The organism is Lutibacter litoralis (assembly GCF_014646675.1).
Lineage (GTDB): Bacteria > Bacteroidota > Bacteroidia > Flavobacteriales > Flavobacteriaceae > Lutibacter > Lutibacter litoralis.
Window position 1 is genome coordinate 202354 of the sequence record NZ_BMNS01000001.1, and the last position, 19927, is coordinate 222280.

Sequence of the window (19927 nt, forward strand, 5' to 3'; positions counted from 1 at the left end):
TGGTTAAACATACAACTATAAATCTGCAAAAAATAGGGTTAAAAAGTGCCATTTTATCACTTCTAAAGGCAAAACTCGCCTTTTAATAACAAAAAAAACTTTTAAAAAATGAATATTTATCATTTTTAAGGCAATTCTTTATGTAAAAAATAAATTACCACCAAAAAAACGAATTAAACACCTCTTTTTAAACCATTGTACTCTAACACATTATAGCTACATATAATAAATAAGATGTACATAAACCAAAAATTTAATAGTTTTAGCAAATCAATTATTGCATAATAAAAAAAATTATGTAGTTTTGTTAACTAATTGTAATAACACAAGTTTATTAACCTATTTACATTTTAAAGAATATTAATTAAAAAGTTACAAAATGAAACATTTAAAAAAATTGTCGGTAGTTCTGATGATGACTACCTTATTCAGTGTTAGTTTTACTTCCTGTATAGATACAGAAGTATCTCCAGTAGTTGAAGCTATTTACGAGGGACAAGCTGACCTATTAGCTGCACAAGCTGCAGTACAAAATGCTGAAGCGGCTTTAAGAGCCTCTCAAGCTACACTTAATGAAGCATACGCTGCTGTTGAACAAGCCAATGCTGCATACACTTTAGCAGAAGTTGAAGGATTAGAAATTGCAAATGAAGCTGCTCAACAACTTGTTGATCAAGCGCAAGCAGATTTAAACCTTTACCTTGCAGAACTTGCTTTTGAATTACAAGAAGCAGGAGCTGTAGTAGCTGCAGAATATCTTACAGAATATAAGGGATATTTACAAGAAGGTAAAGAAGCTCTTAAAAAAAGAAATGAAAAAGCTCTTCAACTTGCTCAAGCAATTTACATGAGAGACAACAACTTATATGAAGGATATCAAGAAACTGCCCTTCAAGGTATGGTTGATGTAGCCGCTTTACAAGTTGAAATGAAATTAGCTGAAGTTGCTGCGTTAGAAGCAATTTTAGATGACCCAACTTCTCTACCTGCTCAAGTTACTGCATGGGAAGAAAGATTAGAAGAATTAATTGCTTTGAAACATGATTTATCAGCTGCAGAAGATGTAAAAAGAGAAGAAATTGATGAATTATTAGAAGGTACTGATGATAATAGACAACGATTCATTGATGACTATGAAGGTTTTGTGCAAGATAGTACAGGGTGGGCTGATGAAATTGCAGATATTGAAAAAAATATTGAAAAATGGTCTGATGCTATATCTGATTACCCTGCCGCTCTTGAAGCTGCTACACAAGGTGTAGAGGATGCTCAACAAGCTTTAGCTGATGCTGTAGAAGCCTTAGGTGCTATGGTTAATAATGATGGGTCTGATGATCCTTTAACTTACCACGGAACTAGATATTACACAAAAGATGCTGGTGGAAAAGACGATGTTGATGCAGAAGGTGAAAAATATGACCCTGCTACAAACTTACAAGAAGAGTATGTAAATGCTCGTATCGATGCTGCTGACGCTGATAGCGCTTTAGGTACTATGGAAGCTGATTTCTTAGCGCTTACTGTAACATACAACAATGCTGCAACTGCTTTACAAGAAGCAATTAACACTTATGAAGGTGGAACTTTAGCTGCTCAAATAGTTGCTGCTGAAACTGCTAAATCTAATGCAGAAGAAGCTTTAGGTGTAGCTCAAGATGCTTATGATCTTGCTGAAGCTACTTTTAGTGCTGACCCAACTGGATCTGTTGATGGTGATCTTGCCTTTGCTGATGCTCCTATGGGAACAATTGTTGATGACTTAGGAACTATTGGAAAACATGATGATGACCTTACTAGTTCTAAAACTTATGTAGAAGTAACTGGATGGGCTAAAATCCCAGGAAATACTGAATGGACTCCTAGTACTTTAGGTTCTACTAAAATGACTCAAGCTGAAGTACTTTTAGATATGGATGCAAAAATTGCTGCATATGCAATAGATAATTCTATCCCAGGTTCAACAGCAGGAGTATATTTAATGGATTCTCGTGCAGATTTCCAATTATGGGAACAAAATGGTGATTGGACTAATGGAGATAACACTTCTTCAGGTTCGGCTAACCCTGGAGCTGATGATACTGAAATTACATACCTTGTATCAGTACCAACAAGTGAAGACATCTACTCTATTATTTACTTAGAAGTTGAAGCTGATGATACTAGTGTTTCTAACTTGTATACATTTAATGTTGCAACAAATATGTTAGGTTCTGAAGCATTTGAAAATAGAGATTTCGATACTGATGGTTATTTAGAATCTACCGATCCTCAAGCGGGTTACGATTCTACACCAGATGCTAATGGAGAAACTTCCCCTGTTGGTGATGCATATAACGATACGTTAAATGCACAGGCTGTACTTTGGAATGCTAGTCAATTACTTGCTGTATTACAAGCACAAGCTACAGATGAATTAAAAAATATCGCAGAATTACAAGCAGTATACGACTACCAAAAACAATTATTTGATGGTGGACAAGAAGCTGTAGATTTGGCTGTAAAAGCTAAAGAAGATGCAGATAAAGCTGCTCTTAAAGCTAAGACTGCTGTTGATAATGCTTGGATACAAATTGGTGGTGTTGATATAGACACTGCTGACGCTGGTGATACTTTATATGATGTAGAGGATGATGCTGCTAATCCACATGTTGTTTATGAAAACGAGGATGGAGACGATGCATTAACTTTATCTGCTGAGTTATTCAATGTAACAGTTGAATTATTAGACTTAGAAGAGTGTGATGAAGAGTGTCTTCAACTTAAAATTGATGGAGCGCAACATGATATTGACTTGATTCAACCTAAATTAGATGCTGTTACAATAGTATTGGCTGACATGAAAGCTCAATATGACATGTATATGGAAGTTAATATTGATGGTGATTTAGATGCTGATTTAGAAGCACAAGTAGTAGCAATTCAATATGAAATGTTACAAATTAGATTAGAAAAAATACTTGTAATTGCTGAAAGAGACAATATTCAAGCAATTCTTGATAATCTTAATAGTAAGTTTGATGATAATTTAGCTGATATTCGTTGGAAAATTGAACAATTATATGATAACGACGGTTGGAATAGTATTGCAGGTGCACAAGAAGATTTAGCAGCTGCTGAAGAAGCTTTGGCTTTATTTATGGCTAACCAATCTGGTTGGGATGAATACATTGAAGTTCGTGAAGCTGCAGTTGCTGAATGGCAAGCACGTTACGATAGCGCAATGGCATTAGCTGCTAAATATAAAGCATTAATGGAGGCTGCATTAGCATCTTAAAAGATTCTTTAGGATAAAAAATATAGGGCTGTTTAGGCAGCCCTTTATAAAATAAATTATAACTCTTAAAGAACTAAAACATATGAAAAAATATTTAATTTTATGCTTTATCCTTGCCTTTACACTAACAAGTGTAAGTGCTCAAGATAAAGTTTCCAACCAAGATTGTGATAACTGTGAAGTTGAAACATTTGCACCTAAAAAAGGTGACTTTACAGCAGCAATGGTTTTTGGTCGTGGAGCATACCTAAACGGTGGTTTAACTGTACCAAGTTCTTTCTCATCTGTTAGTGGTGATGCACCTTACCTTAATACCGTAGATGCTAACAACAACAGTGTTTCTAATATGGTAGGTGCTGAAGGGCGCTATTATGTAGGAAATAAATTTGCTCTTTCATTTGGTGGAGGTGCTATTTTACGTAATACTCCTGCTCAATTAAACATACCTGCTGTAGTAGATGCTAACGGTAACCAAATTATACAAGGGTATAACGCAGTTGTTGCTAATGAAAGAATCGATTTAAACGTAACAGTTGGTGGCCAATGGATGTTTAAAACTAATAATGATAGGTTAGTTCCTTATTTAGGTTTTGCACTACCATTTAATTATGCCAGACAATCTTTATACGATCCAACAATAACGGTTGATAACACAGGAAACCCAACAATTACTGATCTAGGAGCGCGTCACGTAGACATTGCCGCTTTTGGAGTACAAGCAGTTGCTGGTGTTGATTATTATGTTGTGAAAGATGTATTCTTTGGTTTTGATATAAAACCAGTTTCTTACACGTACGCAGCTAGTTTAAAAAATCCTGGTCCAGGTTTAATGAACCTTGAATCTGAAACCGATACAGTATCATTTTTTGCCCAATTTTCTTTTAAACTTGGGTTTAAATTTTAACTTGTGTAATACGATTACTAAATTATTAAGAAGGCTACCATTGGTAGCCTTTTTTTTGTTTAAAATTCAAACTACCTGTCTTTCCTTTGAAAAAAGGTAACCTTAACAACCATGTAAATAGATACCTGCCAGAGTTTATCTTGAGCGAAGTGGAAAGGCAGGTATGACAAACGTATTTAGATAACACTTCAAAGACAATATTTAAAAACAACTAAAACTTGCGATGACATTGCTGTGAAAACAGGCACCTCTTTAGGTTCAGCGTAGCTAATCTTTAACAACCTTAATTAAATTTAAACTTATTGTCATTGTTGTGAAAACAGGCACCCCTTTAGGTTCAGCGTAGCTAATCCATAAAAACCATATAATAGATACCTCCCAGAGTTTATCTTGAGCGAAGTGGAAAGGCAGGTATGACAAACGTGTTAGAAAAACCGTGGTACCCTAAAATTTAATATAAATTCAACCTTATTGTCATTCCTGTGAAAACAGGCAACCCTTTAGGTTCAGCGTAGCTAATCCATAAAAACCATATAATAGATACCTGCTTACGCAGGTATGACAAACGTGTTAGAAAAACCGTGCTACCACTACACTATATCTTATTTTAAAACCATTCTTTTTTATTTGTTTGGTACATATAAACAAATTCTTCATCAGATTTTGTTAAATATATAATACCCTCAATTAAACCAATAACACTTGTTACTGCGGCACCAATACCGCAAGTAACAACAGTAATTGCTAATAAAATAATACCCTGAGTTGTATAACCCAGTATAAATTTATGAACCCCAAAAGGGCCTAGTAAAATACCTAAAATACCAGCAAGTACTCTTTTACTTTCTTCTGTACTGTTTGGAACTATATTTCCATTTTCATCAATTACATTCATGATATTTATATTTGTAGGTTAAATTTACATTTTTTTATTTAAAGAAAAGCATTGTCTTTAGGTTCCCATAATTCTATTTTATTACAATCATTATCTAAAATCCATCCAAACTTACCATAATCGTGCTCTTGAATTGTACCAATAATTGTAACACCTTCATACTTTAACACCTGCAGCAGTTCCTCAAGGTTATCTACGCGGTAGTTAAACATAAATTCTTTGTTTGAAGGCTCAAAGTAATTCGTGTTTTTATCAAATGGGCTCCACTGAGTAGCACACACCCTTTATATCTTTCCACCAAAACCAAGCTCCCCATTCATCTACATTAAAATCTAAATGCTTTTTGTACCACTCTTTTGTTTCTTTAGGATTGGTACTTTTAAAGAAACGCCCACCAATTCCAGTAACTTTTTTAAGTTATTGAAATTGCTTCTTTTCAAATTCCTTATCAGCAAAAAAAATAACTTTTATCTTATCTACTATAGTTTGTGCCAATTTAACATTAGATTCTTTAGTCCATCCAGCAATATGAGGAGATAACAATACATTAGACGCCTTAATTAAAAACTCGAAAGGCTCAGGTAAATTCTTATTTTCAAATAAATTCTCGAAAGATAGTTTTTCATATTCCAACACATCAAGACACGCACCTAAAATTTTATTATTTTTAATGGCATCAACCAAATTAGCCGTTACAACAGCTGAACCACGTGCAGTATTAATCAAATAAAATGGCTTCTTAAAAGCATTAATAAAACCTGTATCAACCATTTGATACGATAATTGATTATAAGGTGTGTGCAAACTTAAAACATCTGTTTTCTGTTGTAATTCATTTAAGGTAACTTGTTTGCAATATTCATCTCCTACACCATCCTTAATATCGTAACAAATAACTTCAACATTAAAGCCTTGTAATTTTTTAGCAAAAGCTTTACCCATATTACCGTAACCAATAATGCCTACGGTTTTCCCTTCTAGTTCAACGCCTCTATTTTCTTCTCTAAGCCATTTTCCGTTTCTAATTTCAAGATCAGCCTTTTTTAAATTATTAAACAAGGCTAAAAGCATTCCCAAGGCATGTTCTCCTACAGCATTACTATTACCTTCTGGTGCAGAAATAAGATGAATTCCCTTTTCTTCGGCATATTCAACATCTATACTTTCTAAACCAGCTCCAACTCTAGCAACAAACTTTAATTTAGTTGCAGCATCAATAAAACTTTTATCAATTTTAAATCTACTACGTATTACAACACCATCAAAATCCGATATAATATCTTCAATAGTAGTTTTAGAAGCTATATAGTTTTCCACATTTATACATCCTAAATCACTTAATTGATCAATTAATAAGGGATGATTTGTATCTAAATGTAAAATTTTCACAATTAATATTGTTCGTTATCATTTGGGAAGTCCCTACTTTTAACATCTGAAATATAATTTTCAAAAGCACCTGTCATTTCAACATATAGGTCTAAATACCTACGCAAAAATCTTGGATGAAATTCGTGGGTCATCCCTAACATATCATGAGTTACTAAGACCTGACCATCAACGCCATTTCCAGCACCAATACCAATAACAGGTATTGAAACACTTTGCGCAACTTCTTTGGCTAATTTAGCTGGCACCTTTTCTAATACCAACGCAAAACAGCCAAGATCTTCTAATAATAAAGCATCTTCTTTTAATTTTTCTGCTTCTTCCTCTTCTTTTGCCCTAACGGTATAAGTTCCAAATTTATAAATAGATTGCGGAGTTAAACCTAAATGCCCCATAACAGGAATACCGGCAGTTAAGATTCTTGAGATTGATTCTTTAATTTCGCTTCCTCCTTCAAGTTTTACTGCATGACCCCCAGATTCTTTCATAATTCTAATTGCGGAATCCAATGCACTTCTAGAATTACCCTGGTAGCTTCCAAAAGGTAGGTCAACAACTACTAAGCTTCTTTCACTCGCCCTTACCACAGAACTAGCGTGGTAAATCATTTGATCTAAGGTAATTGGTAATGTAGTTTCGTGTCCCGCCATAACATTAGAAGCAGAATCTCCAACTAAAATAATATCAATTCCAGCATTCTCAACAATTTTTGCCATGGTAAAATCGTACGCAGTAAGCATCGCAATCTTTTCCCCATTTTTTTTCATTTCTACTAAACTCTTAGTAGTAATTCTTTTGTAATCTTTTTTTGAAGTTGACATTATGTTGGTTTTATTTATAAAGGGTAAAAGTAATGAAAATTCAGAATTGTTGCATCAGTTTAGATGTTTGAAAATTAAAATATCTCTAAAAAAATTCAAAAATATCCTAAATTACTATGAACATTGATAATATTAAATATAAAACTTTGATTGTAATGATATTAAAATTATTTTTACTTAAAAATAATACAAATTGAAAAAATCACAGAAATATTATGAAACATATATCGAGGAACTCGAGGAAAGAATTATTGATTTAAGTCTAAAATTAAAAGCAACTAATAATTTATTAGCAGATAAAGCAACTAAACATAACAAATTAATTTCTGCACTCACTCATAATTTAAAAAACCCAATTGGTATCGCATATTCTTTTTCAGAAATGATGTCGGAAAATGCTGAAAATTACCCTAAAGATAAACTCGAAAAACACCTTGAGATTGTAAAAGAGTCATCTCAATACGCAATTAGCTTACTTAATACTTTTGTAACATATCATCAAGTTAATTCTGCTAACTACCTGTATAATTTTAAATTAGAAGAGTACACTGAGCTTATAAATAATGTAATAAATAACAACATGTTATTATTACAAAATAAGCATATAACAGTAGTCAAAAATTTGCCTAATAATGCTATTTTAATAAACATAGATTCTGAAAAAATAACATTAGTTCTAAAGCAACTACTCCGTAATGCTATTCGATTTTCTGAACCAAATTCTAAAATTACAATTAGCGTTACTACCAGCAGTACAGCGATTACGACCCAGATAATTGACGAGGGAATAGGAATTTCTAAAAATGATCTAGCAAACGTATTCAATGATTTTTTTGTAGTAAATACTTATGATGTTGATAAAAAAAAATGCATAGGTTTAGGACTTTCCATTGCACAAAATATAATAAAAAAACATAACGGTACTCTTTCTATACATAGCACAATTAATCAAGGTTCTACCGTAACAATTACATTACCTATTTGTAAATAAACCCTACATAATACACTATTTTATATTAGAAAATAAATGAAATAAAAAAATATAGAATTTTATGTATCTTTAACTTTTTCATAAACCCCAACGAAGATAATTAAAATGAATAAACTCAAAGCTGCAAATTTGCCATTAAATAACAACTCCAAATCAAGTACTGGTAACTACTTTTCATTTTTTGAATATGCCCCTGTAGCCTTGATAATACAAGATTTTACGGAAGCTAAAAAATTCATTAATTCAGTAATTAAAAAAAACAACACTACCTTAGAAGCATGCGTTCAAAGCAATCCGAAAATAATTTCTAAACTAATTTCACTGATTACTATAAAAGATGTAAACGCAAAGGCAGTTGAATTATATAATGCTAAAAACAAAAAAGATTTAATTGAAAATATACATAAGGTTTTTACCGATAAATCTAACAAAGAGTTTCGTAAATTAATAATAGCAATTTTATGCGGTGTAAAAGAAACAGAAATTGAATCTGTTAACAAAACTATAGATGGTAAAGAGTTTGATGTACTTAGTAAACTTAATTTAATTGAAGATTCTAATGGGGAATTTAATAATGTTATAGTATCAATTGAAGACATTACCAAAAAGATAGCAGGGCGAAAAGCTTTAATAAATAGTGAAAATAGGTATAAAGAATCTGAGATTATTGCTAAAATAGGAAGTTGGTTTTACGATTTAAAAACTAAAGAAGTTGAATGTACAGATGAACTATTTAGAATAATTGAAACAACACCAAACAAAAAAACATTAAGCATCGATTTTTTACTTCAATTTGTGCATCCAAATGATAAGCAAAAAGTTATTAATTTCAATTTAAAAAAATTAATAAAAGATTCAAATAAAGATTTAAGGTATCGGATTATAACTAAAAAAGGATTCATTAAATATATTCTTGAAAAAAGAACTGTAATTTTTGAAAATAATAAAGTTTCAAGAATTATTGGAATAGCACAAGATATTACTGAAAATGTAATTTTTGAACAAAAACTAAATACCACAAAAAATCTACTATCCAATACAATATCCAGTATTAAAGATGGATTTGTAATTTTAGATAAAAATTCTAATTACCTATATACCAACAATCAAGCCGCTAAATTACTTGGTAAATCGGCTATTGATCTTATTGGGAAAAATATTTGGAGTGAATTTCCAGAAAAAGAAGGCGATATTTTTTATGACGAATACCAGCGCGCATTAAAAACAAAAAAACCAGTAAATTTTGAAAACTATTTTGCCCCCTGGAATAAATGGTTTGAAAATAGAATTATTCCATCTAAAAATGAAATGCTAATTATTTTTCAGGAAATTACTGATAAAAAAATATCTGAAAATAAAATAAAAGAAGCCTATAATATTATAAATAAAAGTCCTTCAATTGCAATATTATGTAAAAATGAATTCAATTTTCCTGTATTATTTGCTTCTGAAAATTCTGAAAATTTATTTGGCTATACACAAGATGACTTTTTAACTGGAAAATTAAATGTACATGAGTTGGTTTATTCAAAAGACTTAGAAGCAATTCGGTCTGTATTATTTAAAAAAATAAAGCAAAAAAAAGTAAAAGGATTTAAATCAAAACCCTTTAGAATTGTTACAAAACAAGCAATAATTAAATGGATTGAAGCAAGGTTCGATTTTACCAAAGATGCGAACAAAAATGTTACTCATATTCAAGCAATTGTAGAAGATATTACTGATAAAAAAAGAACCGAAGATTTATTTTATGAAAGTAATCAAAGATTGCAAAATCAATTTGACAATACTCCTTTAGCTTCAATTATTTGGGATGTAAACTTTAAAGTAATTAAATGGAATAACTCCGCCGAAAGAATTTTTGAATTTACAGCAAAGGAAGCAGTTGGAAAGCACATAAAGGACTTAATTCTTCCTAAAAATGCACATTCAGAAATAGATGAAATTTGGGGAGATTTACTAAAACAAAAAGGTGGATATCGAAATACCAATAAAAATATTACAAAAAGCGGTAAAGAAATTATATGTAATTGGTATAATGTAACCTTAAAAAATAGCGAAGGCCATGTAACTGGTGTAGCATCTTTAGGGAATGATATTACAGAAATCATAAATTCGAAAAAATTGTTAGAAAAGTCCGAGAAAAAATATCGAGACATTTTCGAGAAATCAATAGATGCTGTATTAATTATTAAAAACGGTGTTTTTACAGATTGTAATGAAGCTACGTTAAAAATATTTGGACATCCTAATAAAGAATCTTTAATAAAATTACACCCCTCAGAAGTTTCTCCGCTAGAACAACCAGATGGCGAAAATTCATTTCATAAAGCTGAAGAATTAATGAAAATTGCTTTAGATAACGGAAGTTCAAGGTTTAGGTGGTATCATAAAACAAAAAAAGGACGCGTTTTCCCAGCCGAAGTTTCATTAACTAAAATTGAAGAAGGTGATAATAAAATAAGAATTCACGCAGTTGTTAGAGATATTACAGAAAGAGTAAAAAAAGAAGAATTAGAAGATGTTTTATACAATATTTCAAAAGCAGCTTTAACCTTAGATGATTTTAATGAGTTTAGTACGTTTATAAAAAATCAATTACACAAAATTATAGATACTACTAACTTCTATATTGCACTATATCAAAAAGAGAATGATTTAATAACCTTGCCTTTTGTTGTAGATGAGAAAGATAATACTGAAGTCTTTTCGGTGCAAAATTCTTTAACAGGCTATGTTATAAAAAATGCAAAACCATTATTAGTCAACACTAAAAATCACCATAACCTAATTAAAAAAGGTATTGTTGATTTAATTGGTGAACCTACAAAAATATGGGCAGGTGCACCGCTAAAATCTCAAACCGAAGTATTTGGTGCTATAGTTGTACAAAGTTATAACGATCCAGAAGCTTACAACTTAAATGATTTGCAATTATTAGAGTTTGTTGCAAATCAAATTAGTATAGCCATTCAAAAAAGTAATGCCGCAAAAGATTTAAAAGAAGCACTTGTAAAAGCACAAGAATCAGACAAATTAAAATCCGCTTTTTTAGCAAATATGAGCCATGAAATTAGAACTCCTATGAATGGTATAATTGGTTTCTCTGAATTATTCTCAAATTCAAATTTACCAGAAAATGTCCGAAAAGAATATGCTAAAATTGTAATAAATAGTAGTAAAAAATTACTCTCTATTGTAAATGATATTTTAGATATTTCAAAAATTGAAGCCGGTGCTGTTCAACTAAGTTTTAATACTGTAAATTTAAATAATTTAGTAGATAGCCTTCACGCATTCTATAATCCAATTGCTCAAAAAAACAATCTGATTTTAACCTGCAAAAAAGGATTAGCAGATAATGATAGTTTTATTAAAATAGATAAAACCAAATTACATCAAATTCTAACAAATTTATTATCAAACGCATTTAAATTTACAGATGAAGGAAGTGTAGAAATTGGTTACCAAATTATAAATAATGAACTACAATTTCATGTAAAAGATACTGGAATTGGAATCGATTCTAAATTACGTGATTCAATTTTTGATAGATTTATTCAAGGAGATTTAGATTTAAATAAACAAAAAAAAGGTACTGGTTTAGGATTGGCAATATCCAAAAAATTTGTTGAACTCTTTAATGGGAAAATATGGTTAGAGTCTAACAATAAAGGAACTACAGTATTTTTTACCATTCCATATAAAAAAGTTAAAAAACCCACAAGTAGTATGAATATAGAAAAAGATATCCCTATAATAAATACATTAAAAAACAAACATATTACTTTACTAGTAGCCGAAGATGAAGAGTACAATATGCTTTATATTAATGAGTTGTTTTCTAATTCTAAATATAAAATTATTGAAGCTCATAATGGTGCTGAGGCCATTGAATTAGCTTTAACAAACCCAGAAATTGATATGGTATTTATGGATATAAAAATGCCTATAGTAAATGGAAACGAAGCGATGCTTCAAATTAAAGCCAAAAAACCTAATTTACCAATAATTGCACTTTCTGCGTATGCAATGGAGTCCGATATAGAAAATGCTTTAAGTAAGGGATTTAATGATTACCTTACCAAACCTATTGATAGAAAAAAAATATTTGAATTAATACAACGTTATACAAATCAAATAGTTTAGCTTTAAGTTTAAATAAAATGGCTGTTAAAAAACATACTTTAAACCCCGAAAAATGGGTGCCTCTTTATGCAGACTACCTGTTTAACTATACTATTAGTCGAATTAACAACCACGATCAAGCTAAAGACCTTGTACAAGACACATTTTTTGCAGCATTAAACGCAAAAGATAATTTTCAAGGAAAAGCAAGTGAACGCACCTGGCTAATATCAATATTAAAAAGAAAAATTATTGATTATTATCGAAAAATAAACTCCGCAAAAGGTAAAGCTGAAGTAAAAATGAATTTTTATTCAGATGGAGAACTTGAAGGCGACTGGATTGAAGAAAGAGTTCCAACAGATTGGAATGCTGAAATAGAAAAAAATATAGAAAACAAAGAATTAACAATTGCCTTAGAAAATTGTATTAATAGCTTACCCGAAAAATATGCTATGGTTTTTAGAATGAAAACAATACAACAATTTGAAACTGAAGAAATATGTAAGGAATTAGAAATAACCTCGTCAAATCTTTGGGTAATTATTCATAGAGCACGCACTCAATTGAGAAAATGTATGGAAGATAATTGGTTTAAAAAATAACAATCCTATTAAATGAAATTAACTTGCAATCAGGCCACAACAATTTGCGATAAGAGCCAATATAAAGAAGCCTCTTTTTTGGAATTATTAAAGTTAAATTTACATCTTTTTTTATGCAAAAAATGTGGAAAATACGTTAAACAAAATAGCATATTGTCTAAATGTTATAAAAAGAAACGCACAATCGACTGTACTAAAAATCAATGTTTATGCGATGAAGAAAAAAGAACCATGGAAAATAACTTAAAAGAAAAACTATAGTACCACAACTTAATTAAATTAGTAAAACGGCTATTTTACTAAGGCAAGTTGAATGCGTTTCCTAGCAATATCTATTTCCAAAACCTTTACTATTATTTGTTGGTTTAATGCAACAATCGAATTAACATCACTTACAAATTTATCCGATAGGTTTGAAACATGAATCAAGCCACTTTCTTTAATTCCAATATCTACAAAACATCCGAAATTGGTAATATTATTTACAATTCCAGGTAATAATTGACCTTCATGTAAGTCAGAAATAGTTCTAATATTTTGATTGAAAGTAAATACTTTTGCAGTTTCACGAGGATCTAGCCCTGGTTTTTCTAATTCACCAATAATATCTTTTAAAGTAGGAAGGCCAACTTTTTTTGTACAATATTTTTCTAATTTTATTTTTTGAAGTAACTCCTTATTTCCAATTAAATTAGCAACAGTACAACCTTCATCCTTTGCCATTTTTTCAACAACTACGTAACTTTCTGGATGTACCGCTGAATTATCTAAAGGATTTTTAGCATTTTTAATTCTCAGAAAACCTGCACCTTGTTCAAAAGCTTTGTTTCCTAAACGAGCTACTTTTTTAATATCGTTTCTAGATGTAAATGCGCCGTGTTCATCTCTATATTTAACAATATTTTCGGCCAATTTTGGTCCAATACCCGAAACGTAACTTAATAAAGAAACACTTGCTGTATTTATATTTACACCAATAGAATTTACACAACTTTCTACAACAGTATCTAACGAACTTTTTAATTTAACTTGATCAACATCGTGCTGATATTGTCCTACTCCAATAGATTTTGCATCAATCTTAACCAATTCAGCCAACGGATCTGCCAATCTTCTACCAATTGAAACCGAACCACGCACTGTAACATCGTAATTTGGAAACTCATCTCTTGCAATTTTAGAAGCCGAATAAATACTTGCACCTGCTTCACTCACAACAAAAACTTCTACATCTTTATTAAATCGCATTTTACGAATCAATTGTTCTGTTTCACGTGATGCAGTTCCGTTTCCTATCGCAATTGCTTCTATTTTATAAGCATCAACTAACGAATTTATTTTTTTCATTGCACCCAAAGAATCATTTTTTGGTGCGTGTGGATATATAGTTTCGTTATATTCTAAACCACCTTGTGCATTTAAACAAACTACTTTACAACCAGTTCTAAAACCAGGATCTATAGCTAAAATAGTTTTTTCGCCTAATGGCGCTGCTAATAATAATTGCTTTAAATTTTTAGCAAAAACTTTAATAGCACTTGCATCTGCTTTTTCTTTTGAAGCATTTAATATTTCATTGGATAATGCAGGAAATAACAAACGTTTATAAGCATCTTGAATTGCCAATTTAATTTGAGAAGAACAATTGTTGTTGGATCGAATAATGCTGGCTTCAATTTTTGACAATGCTCGTTCGTTATCAATTTCAATTTTTATACGAATAAACCCTTCTTTTTCGGCTCTTAGAATTGCTAATAATCGATGTGAAGGAATTCGATTTAAAGATTCATTCCATTCAAAATAATCTCTAAATTTTTGAGCTTTTTCATCTTTTTCTTTTGTTTTTACCACTGTGGAATTTATAGTGGCAAAACGTTCTAATTGATATCGAATATTAATTCGAACATCAGTACGTTCATTTATCCATTCAGCAATAATAAATCGAGCTCCCGCTAAAGCATCCTCCTCCGTCTCAATAGCATTATTTTTATATTTAGAGGCTATAGAATGGATATCAGTAGCATTCTGACTCATAATAATCTTTGCCAACGGTTCCAATCCGTTTTTACGCGCAGTTTCAGCCTTTGTCTTGCGTTTTTTCTTGTAAGGAAGGTAAATATCTTCTAAAACCGTTAAGTCTGTTGTAGCCTCAATTTTTTGTTTTAATTCGGCTGTTAGAACATCTTGCTCTTCTAATGCTTTTAAAATTGTTATTTTTCGCTTTTCAAGTTCTTCAAACTGCATTTTATAGGTTACAATAGCACCAATTTCAACTTCATCTAAATTCCCTGTTAATTCTTTTCTATAACGAGAAATAAAAGGAATAGTACAATCTTCATTTAATAATTGAATCGTGTTTTCTATTCCTTTTGAAGGAAGATTTGTTTTGTTTTGTATGAAGTTTAAGATTTGCATTTTGCTTTTTTAAAAATGAAATTAACAAAAAACCCCGAAACAAGTTCAGGGTTTTAATATATTTTCTAACTAATTTTAACTTACCTGCTCACCATTTTTTACTGAATCATTCTCTGGTTCAATAAAAGCAAGTTTACCATCTGGAGTATCTGTCATTAAAATCATTCCTTGGCTTTCAACACCTCGCAATTTACGTGGTGTTAAATTTACCAAAACCGTTACTTTTTGTCCAATAATATCTTCAGGTTTAAAGCTTTCGGCAATTCCGGAAACAATGGTTCTAGTATCTATACCAACATCAACTTTAAGCTGTAACAACTTTTTAGTTTTAGGTACTTTTACAGCTTCAATAATGGTTCCAACACGCATATCTAACTTTGTAAAATCATCAAACTCGATTGTTTCTTTTTGTGGCTCAACTACTTTATTTTCAGCTTCATTGGCTGCTTTTGTAGCTTCTAATTTATCCAATTGAACTTGAATGTCTTTATCTTCAATTTTAGAAAACAACAATTCTGCTTTTCCAATTTTATGATTTGGTGCAATTAATGTTTCTGATTTCTCAATTGCATTCCAAGCGACACCTTCAGAAATATTTAAAATACCTTTCAATTTTTCAGCAGAAAATGGTAAAAATGGTTCGCAAACAACAGCTAATGCGGCAGCAATTTGCAACGCTACATACATAACAGTTTTTACACGTTCTGGATCTGTTTTTATTTGTTTCCAAGGCTCTTCATCTGCCAAATATTTATTTCCTAAACGGGCTAAGTTCATTAATTCTTGTGAGGCCTCTCTAAAGCGGTAACGCTCAATAGAACTCGCTATAATTGATGGATATTTTTGTAATTTTTCTAAGGTTTCATTATCAACATCTGTAAACTCATTTGGTTCTGGAATAACACCTTCATAATATTTATTTGTAAGTACTACTACCCTATTAATAAAGTTTCCAAAAATAGCAACTAATTCGTTGTTATTTCTTGCCTGAAAATCTTTCCAAGTAAAATCATTATCCTTAGTTTCTGGCGCATTTGCAGTCAACGTATAACGCAAAACATCTTGCATTCCAGGAAAATCTTCTAAATATTCGTGCAACCAAACAGCCCAATTTTTAGATGTTGAAATTTTATCACCTTCTAAGTTTAAAAACTCATTTGCAGGCACATTTTCGGGTAAAATATAACTTCCTTCGGCTTTTAACATCGCAGGGAAAATAATACAATGAAAAACAATATTATCTTTTCCAATAAAATGAATTAATTTGGTGTTTTCATCTTTCCAATATGGTTCCCAGTCTTTTCCTTCACGTGCCGCCCATTCTTTGGTTGATGAAATATAACCAATAGGCGCATCAAACCAAACGTACAATACTTTTCCTTCGCCACCTTCAACTGGAACTGGAATTCCCCAATCCAAATCGCGTGTTACTGCTCTCGGTTTTAAACCATCGTCTAACCATGATTTTACTTGGCCTAATACGTTTGTTTTCCAATCGTTTTTATGACCTTCAACAATCCATTCGCGCAACCATTTTTCATATTTATCTAATGGTAAATACCAGTGTTTTGTTACTTTGGTAGTTGGTACATTTCCTGTTATTGCCGATTTCGGATTTATTAAATCTGTTGCATTATGGCTAGTACCACATTGCTCACATTGATCGCCATAACTTTCATCATTTCCACATTTTGGACAAGTTCCAACTACAAATCTATCAGCTAAAAACTGATTTGCTTCGGCATCGTACAATTGTTCGGAAGCTTCTTCAATAAACTTACCTTCGTCATATAATTTCTTGAAAAATTCTGAAGCAGTATCATGATGAACTTTTGCTGAAGTTCTTGAATAATTATCAAAAGAAATACCAAAATCATTAAAAGATTGCTTAATAATTGCATGATATTTATCTACAATATCTTGTGGAGAAACACCTTCTTTTTTTGCTTTTAACGTAATGGGCACACCGTGTTCGTCCGATCCACAAATATATAACACATCATTTCCTGTGTTACGTAAATAACGTGCATAAATATCAGCTGGCACATAAACACCTGCTAAATGTCCAATATGAACGGGGCCGTTTGTGTAAGGTAAAGCGGCTGTAATAGTATATCTTTTTGAATTGCTCATCAAAATGGTTTTATGAAAGTGCAAAAATAAGGATTGTTTATCAGAAAAATGAAAAGTTAATTGGCTTTTCGTAATTTGCAGTTTGATTTATTTGATTTTTATATGAAACAACCAACATTTCTAAAGAGAGATGATACAATTGCCATTGTTTCTGCTGCTCGAAAAATTTCTTTACCTGAAATTCAACCAGCCATAGAATTACTTAAAGAATGGGGATTACAAGTTGAAATTGGTGAAAGTATTGGCTTTGAAGAACATCAGTTTGCCGGAACTGACGAACAACGTAGGACAGATTTTAAAAAATGCTAGATAATCCAAATATTAAAGCAATTTGGTGTGCACGTCGTGGTTACGGGTCAGTTCGTATTATAGACAAATTAGATTTTTCTGAATTCAAAAAAAAACCAAAATGGATTATTGGTTATTCTGATGTTACGGTTTTGCACAATCAAATTCATAATTTAGGTTTTCAAACGTTACACGCAACAATGCCTTTAAATGTTGAAAAGAATACCATTGAATCCTTAAATTCTTTAAAAAATGTTTGTTTGGAAAAACTATTTCTTATGAAATTTCAACTTCAAGAGAAAATAAATTAGGAACTGCCTCTGGGGAATTAGTTGGTGGAAATTTATCCATGTTATATAGCTTATTAGGAAGTAAATCAACCATAAAAACCAATAGAAAAATACTGTTTTTTGAAGATTTAGATGAATATTTATATCATATTGACAGAATGCTAATGAATCTAAAACGAAACGGGTATTTTGATACTTTAGAGGGTTTAATTATAGGCGGAATGACTGCTATGCACGACAATAAAATTCCTTTTGGTAACACTACTAAAGAAATTATTTTAGACCATGTTTCCGAGTATAATTTCCCCATAGTTTTTAACTTTCCTGCAGGACATTTAAACGACAATAGAGCGCTGTTTTTTGACAGAAGATTGCATTTAGAAGTTGGGGAAAATAAAACACATTTATTGTTTTAAACCTCAACGAAGCACCTTATATCTGTTTATAATATTAAGATACTTCGCTTATTTTTAATTATTTAAGTTTTTAATTAGATTTAGTTGATTTTTAAGGTTTTTAAAATAGCTTCTAGTTCAAACATATAATCTCGTTTATTAATTGAAGGTGCAAATGTTAATCCTTCAACTACCACCAGTCTATTATTTGGTTTGTCAACAACGGTATAACTTAAAAAAGGACCCGCCATATATACATTATTAACTTCCCATTTTCCACGTGTTTCAAAGGCTTTTTTGCCATCCAATTCAACTTCAAATATATGTGGAGAATAAGCTTCTTCAGTAATCATATAAGAATCTTCAATTTGACCAGGAATATTCTTTTTTCCAAAAGCATTACGAATAGCAACAATATTATTTCCATTCTCATCATCTTCAGAGGTAATAGGAACGGTATAAGTAATTAATTCCATACTGTTGTCGCCATTTAAATGATAACGATACCAAACAAATTCTCCATTGTCTTCTACTTTACTATAATTTCTTGGAATTTTAAGAGAATACCCTTGTTTTACAAAAGTTTCAATTTGTGTTGGATCCCAAAACTTTTTTAAGATACTATTTTGAGCAGATATTAAATCTGCATTTTTATAAATCTCTACTATTTTTTTACTGTTTTTTTTAATTTCAGCAATTAATGCTTCTTTATTTTTTCCAGTAATAGTAATAATTTTTTGAGGGGCAGCATAAACATTTGAACTTACTAAAAAAGAAGTTTCATCACTAATACCAACTTTTAATACACTTCTGGTGGCTCTAAACATACTGTTAAAACTTTCTGGTGGCACTTGGGTCACCTCAAACTGCGATTCTGGTTGTGGTAACCCTAAAACAGGTTCAGCAATAATTTTTCGAAGCTCGTCTCCTAACTCTCCTTGCCATTCACTGTTTTTCATAACCACTAATAAATGATTAATTCTTCCGTTTGCTTCTTTATATACTTTTTTTGAATCTCCATCACAAGAAATAAATAATGTGGTAATTATAAGTAATAAGGTAATTTTTTTCATTTTTAGAATGTTTGTTTATTAATTATTTCAATTGATTTTCAAGCGTTCGATATTGAAACCAATTTTAAAAATCCATCAAATTTTAAAAATTTTTAATTTGGTTCCTGGTTTTAAGCTTTTAACACTCCAAATATTGTTCCAATCTTTAATATTTTGGACAGAAACATTTGAATATTTTTGAGCAATCAACCACAATGAGTCTCCGGACTTTACAGTGTAGATCTCGGTGGTCGCCGTATCATTAAAAAATTTAGTTGTTTGTTCTGGTTTTGAGCTTGAAACTGCATTAAATTTTCTAGGATAAATTGTTAAACGTTGTCCAATTT

General features: G+C 31.0%; 12 protein-coding genes and 2 pseudogenes. 6 read left to right on the forward strand and 8 right to left on the reverse strand.

Features of this window, described 5'->3' with window-relative positions; all coding sequences use genetic code 11:
- Window positions 1-379 precede the first annotated feature (379 nt).
- Both IEW75_RS00895 and IEW75_RS00900 read left to right on the forward strand, forming a co-directional pair.
- Window positions 380-3274, forward strand: a complete 2895-nt coding sequence (locus tag IEW75_RS00895) for a coiled-coil domain-containing protein (RefSeq protein ID WP_134248160.1) — start codon at window positions 380-382, stop codon at window positions 3272-3274.
- Between the two features lie 82 nt (window positions 3275-3356).
- Window positions 3357-4178, forward strand: coding sequence for a BT1926 family outer membrane beta-barrel protein (locus IEW75_RS00900; protein WP_134248161.1), 822 nt, complete (start codon window positions 3357-3359; stop codon window positions 4176-4178).
- 607 nt (window positions 4179-4785) lie between these two features.
- On the opposite strand, the gene IEW75_RS00905 is transcribed toward IEW75_RS00900, so the two are convergent.
- The 4 genes and pseudogenes from IEW75_RS00905 to panB form a co-directional block, all read right to left on the reverse strand.
- On the reverse strand, window positions 4786-5073 hold the full coding sequence (locus tag IEW75_RS00905; RefSeq protein WP_134248162.1) for a TM2 domain-containing protein: 288 nt from the start codon (window positions 5071-5073) through the stop codon (window positions 4786-4788).
- A 38-nt stretch (window positions 5074-5111) separates the two neighbouring features.
- Window positions 5112-5472, reverse strand: a pseudogene (locus IEW75_RS00910) (VOC family protein).
- An 18-nt stretch (window positions 5473-5490) separates the two neighbouring features.
- Window positions 5491-6462 carry a 2-hydroxyacid dehydrogenase gene (locus IEW75_RS00915; protein ID WP_134248163.1) on the reverse strand — a complete coding sequence of 324 codons (972 nt, stop codon included), beginning with the start codon at window positions 6460-6462 and terminating at the stop codon, window positions 5491-5493.
- 2 nt (window positions 6463-6464) lie between these two features.
- The gene (gene panB, locus IEW75_RS00920; protein ID WP_134248164.1) at window positions 6465-7283 is read right to left on the reverse strand and encodes a 3-methyl-2-oxobutanoate hydroxymethyltransferase; all 819 of its coding nucleotides are present in this window, start codon (window positions 7281-7283) and stop codon (window positions 6465-6467) included.
- Between the two features lie 193 nt (window positions 7284-7476).
- On the opposite strand from panB, the gene IEW75_RS00925 reads away from it, so the two are divergent.
- The 3 genes from IEW75_RS00925 to IEW75_RS00935 all read left to right on the forward strand — a co-directional run bounded on the left by IEW75_RS00925 (window position 7477) and on the right by IEW75_RS00935 (window position 13007).
- Window positions 7477-8274: a sensor histidine kinase gene (locus tag IEW75_RS00925; protein ID WP_134248165.1), complete on the forward strand. Its 798-nt coding sequence runs from the start codon at window positions 7477-7479 to the stop codon at window positions 8272-8274.
- Window positions 8275-8379: 105 nt separating this feature from the next.
- Window positions 8380-12423 (forward strand): PAS domain S-box protein, encoded by a 4044-nt coding sequence (locus IEW75_RS00930; RefSeq protein WP_134248166.1) that lies wholly within the window; start codon window positions 8380-8382, stop codon window positions 12421-12423.
- Between the two features lie 17 nt (window positions 12424-12440).
- Window positions 12441-13007, forward strand: coding sequence for a sigma-70 family RNA polymerase sigma factor (locus IEW75_RS00935; protein ID WP_134248167.1), 567 nt, complete (start codon window positions 12441-12443; stop codon window positions 13005-13007).
- 291 nt (window positions 13008-13298) lie between these two features.
- Here IEW75_RS00935 and IEW75_RS00940 read toward each other — a convergent pair whose 3' ends face one another.
- Both IEW75_RS00940 and metG read right to left on the reverse strand, forming a co-directional pair.
- On the reverse strand, window positions 13299-15422 hold the full coding sequence (locus IEW75_RS00940; protein WP_134248169.1) for a Tex family protein: 2124 nt from the start codon (window positions 15420-15422) through the stop codon (window positions 13299-13301).
- 75 nt (window positions 15423-15497) lie between these two features.
- Window positions 15498-17555: a methionine--tRNA ligase gene (gene metG / locus IEW75_RS00945; protein WP_188703943.1), complete on the reverse strand. Its 2058-nt coding sequence runs from the start codon at window positions 17553-17555 to the stop codon at window positions 15498-15500.
- A gap of 102 nt (window positions 17556-17657) precedes the next feature.
- Here metG and IEW75_RS15980 point away from each other — a divergent pair.
- A pseudogene (locus IEW75_RS15980) lies at window positions 17658-18549 on the forward strand (S66 peptidase family protein).
- 80 nt (window positions 18550-18629) lie between these two features.
- On the opposite strand, the gene IEW75_RS00955 reads toward IEW75_RS15980, so the two are convergent.
- Together IEW75_RS00955 and IEW75_RS16035 are read right to left on the reverse strand one after the other, a co-directional pair.
- Entirely contained in the window at window positions 18630-19601 is a 972-nt protein-coding gene (locus IEW75_RS00955; RefSeq protein WP_134248170.1) for a DUF4837 family protein, read from the reverse strand.
- 75 nt (window positions 19602-19676) lie between these two features.
- On the reverse strand, window positions 19677-19927 hold a 251-nt coding region (locus IEW75_RS16035; protein WP_229714363.1), incomplete at its 5' end, for a LysM peptidoglycan-binding domain-containing protein.

What these genes read in the sequence shown, in the direction of transcription:
- IEW75_RS00935 (WP_134248167.1), top strand. Translation starts at nt 12,441, where the DNA reads ATGGCTGTTAAAAAACATACTTTAAACCCCGAAAAATGGGTGCCTCTT.
- IEW75_RS00955 (WP_134248170.1), bottom strand. Translation starts at nt 19,601, where the DNA reads ATGAAAAAAATTACCTTATTACTTATAATTACCACATTATTTATTTCT.
- metG (WP_188703943.1), bottom strand. Translation starts at nt 17,555, where the DNA reads ATGAGCAATTCAAAAAGATATACTATTACAGCCGCTTTACCTTACACA.
- IEW75_RS00940 (WP_134248169.1), bottom strand. Translation starts at nt 15,422, where the DNA reads ATGCAAATCTTAAACTTCATACAAAACAAAACAAATCTTCCTTCAAAA.
- IEW75_RS00930 (WP_134248166.1), top strand. Translation starts at nt 8,380, where the DNA reads ATGAATAAACTCAAAGCTGCAAATTTGCCATTAAATAACAACTCCAAA.
- IEW75_RS00895 (WP_134248160.1), top strand. Translation starts at nt 380, where the DNA reads ATGAAACATTTAAAAAAATTGTCGGTAGTTCTGATGATGACTACCTTA.
- IEW75_RS00905 (WP_134248162.1), bottom strand. Translation starts at nt 5,073, where the DNA reads ATGAATGTAATTGATGAAAATGGAAATATAGTTCCAAACAGTACAGAA.
- IEW75_RS00900 (WP_134248161.1), top strand. Translation starts at nt 3,357, where the DNA reads ATGAAAAAATATTTAATTTTATGCTTTATCCTTGCCTTTACACTAACA.
- panB (WP_134248164.1), bottom strand. Translation starts at nt 7,283, where the DNA reads ATGTCAACTTCAAAAAAAGATTACAAAAGAATTACTACTAAGAGTTTA.